Source organism: Argonema antarcticum A004/B2, assembly GCF_023333585.1.
GTDB lineage: Bacteria > Cyanobacteriota > Cyanobacteriia > Cyanobacteriales > Aerosakkonemataceae > Argonema > Argonema antarcticum.
The window spans coordinates 1-1,821 of sequence record NZ_JAIQZN010000225.1 but is presented as its reverse complement, the minus strand read 5'-3'; the positions used below and the strand labels follow the sequence as shown (position 1 = coordinate 1,821).

The window sequence follows — 1,821 nt, the reverse complement described above, 5'->3', positions numbered from 1 at the left end:
CCAGGTTTCATTTGACTCTTTGTACACTGATCACGTTCAGTTTCTAATGCTTACTCCGGAAGGGAAATATTATTATTTGCCCGCATTTCTAAAAAATTTTTACGATTTACGATTTTTTAATATTGAATTTTTTACGTATTTTTTGGGCGATCTATTATATGGTTTTTCGCCCTCCTCTTCCGAAAAAGATATATCATCTGAAAGCACAAGCCTTCAAAAAACATTTGAGCGAATAAACACTGATCAGTCAAAATTGGTCGCAATGTTTCTTGTCAACGTTGCCAATCTCATGCCTCCCAATAGTCACGAGGCCACGCAGGCTCAGGCTGCCTTAACCATTTACTGGGGGCATTTCTTAGTCTTTTAAAGTACCCGTGCTTATTGTCACGACTCAGGCGTACCCATACTAGTTGCTTGCACTGGACCAACCTGCCCCAGTTGCTGCAGGTCGTGCAGATTGATGCCCAAGGGGAAGCACAAAGCAACACCACTTACCGCTACGACGCATTCGGGCGGCGGGTGAGCAAGACACACCAAAAGACGGGAGAGCAAAGCCAGACCACCCACTACGGCTGGGATGGAGACCGGCTGGTGCACACAAAGAGGGACAGACCGATCCGGTCAAAACGTTGCTCAATCTGGGCAACAGCGAAGCTAGCAACAGCGTTGAAAATGAGCTGCCGCACCACGAGCGAGAAATGCTGCACCGAGCCTTGAGAGAGGCCCTACAGCCCGGCTACGAGCTGTCAGCGCTCTTGCCGCATGAAATGAAGGCGCAGGTGCGGAAATCGATCCAGGCGCTCAAGGATGCACAAGCACAAACACGAGAAGAACATCCGCTGACGATCCGGCATGTGCTCACGGATCACTTGGGCACGGCCATTGCACTGGTCAATGCCAACGGAGAACAAGCAGGGAAAGTGGCCTGGGCTGCCAGGTACACAGCTTGGGGGCAAGTCGAAGAGGAATACAACTCAAGCCGGATCCACCAGCCGATTCGGTTCCAGGGGCAACAGCTCGATGATGAAACAGGCCTGCACTACAACCGGTTTAGGTACTACGACCCTAAGGCCGGCCGGTATATCACTCAGGACCCCATTGGGTTACTAGGGGGGATAATCTAACGCGCTACGCTTTAAATACCCCGGTGAACGCTACGGATCCGACTGGACTGATTGCGCCGATTGTTTTTATTGGAATGGCAATTCTTGGCGGAGGGCTAGGCGCCGGAGCTAATTATGCCAAGCAAAAATTAGCCGACAAAAAATGCGATGCCGACATGAAAGAAGTTGCGAATGCTGGGGGGGAGCTTTTGCTGGTGTTTTGGCTCCTGTCGCTGCCGTATCGTCGTTTCCTGTGGCGGCATCAGCAGCACTAGGCGGAGTCGCTGGGGTCGGCCAATACACGACCGGTTCGTTGTTAAGTGGGCAAGAAATAACCGGTGCTGGCATTCTGGTTAATGGAGGTATGGGAGCGATCGGCGGCGGAATAGCCGGGCCTGCAGCACGAGGCGTCGGTTATGGTGCGGGCGCGGCTCTTCCAAATATGACACCGGCTACGGCGCTGCCTGAAATTGCACGGCAATCAGTTGCCTATAATCAGCCAAGAAATGCTGCTGGAGCATTTACCCGGCAAATAGATCCGCGGACTGTTGGAGCTAAGGGAGTATGTTGCGGCAATCCTCGCAAATAAAACGGCTGATGACTGAAAGATTATATTTGGCTTTTTTTTTGGGTTTTTGTTGGGCTTTGTAGGGGCGGCGTTTTTTCTTTTTCAGAATATGAGATCTCAGTTAAGGAAAAAATAATTCTAAGTCGCGAG

3 protein-coding genes are annotated in these 1,821 nt (G+C 50.8%); all 3 read left to right on the top strand.

All coding sequences use genetic code 11. The features are described from left to right. Positions 1-367, top strand: a 367-nt coding sequence (locus tag LAY57_RS35505; protein ID WP_249072181.1) for a hypothetical protein, incomplete at its 5' end; no start/stop codon positions are given. 262 nt (positions 368-629) lie between these two features. After that, complete coding sequence (locus LAY57_RS36090) at positions 630-1,124, top strand: RHS repeat domain-containing protein (protein WP_275994548.1); 495 nt, start codon at positions 630-632, stop codon at positions 1,122-1,124. A gap of 142 nt (positions 1,125-1,266) precedes the next feature. Then, positions 1,267-1,692, top strand: a complete 426-nt coding sequence (locus LAY57_RS35490; RefSeq protein ID WP_249072182.1) for a hypothetical protein — start codon at positions 1,267-1,269, stop codon at positions 1,690-1,692. Positions 1,693-1,821 lie beyond the last annotated feature (129 nt).

What these genes read in the sequence shown, in the direction of transcription:
- LAY57_RS35490 (WP_249072182.1), top strand. Translation starts at nt 1,267, where the DNA reads ATGCGATGCCGACATGAAAGAAGTTGCGAATGCTGGGGGGGAGCTTTT.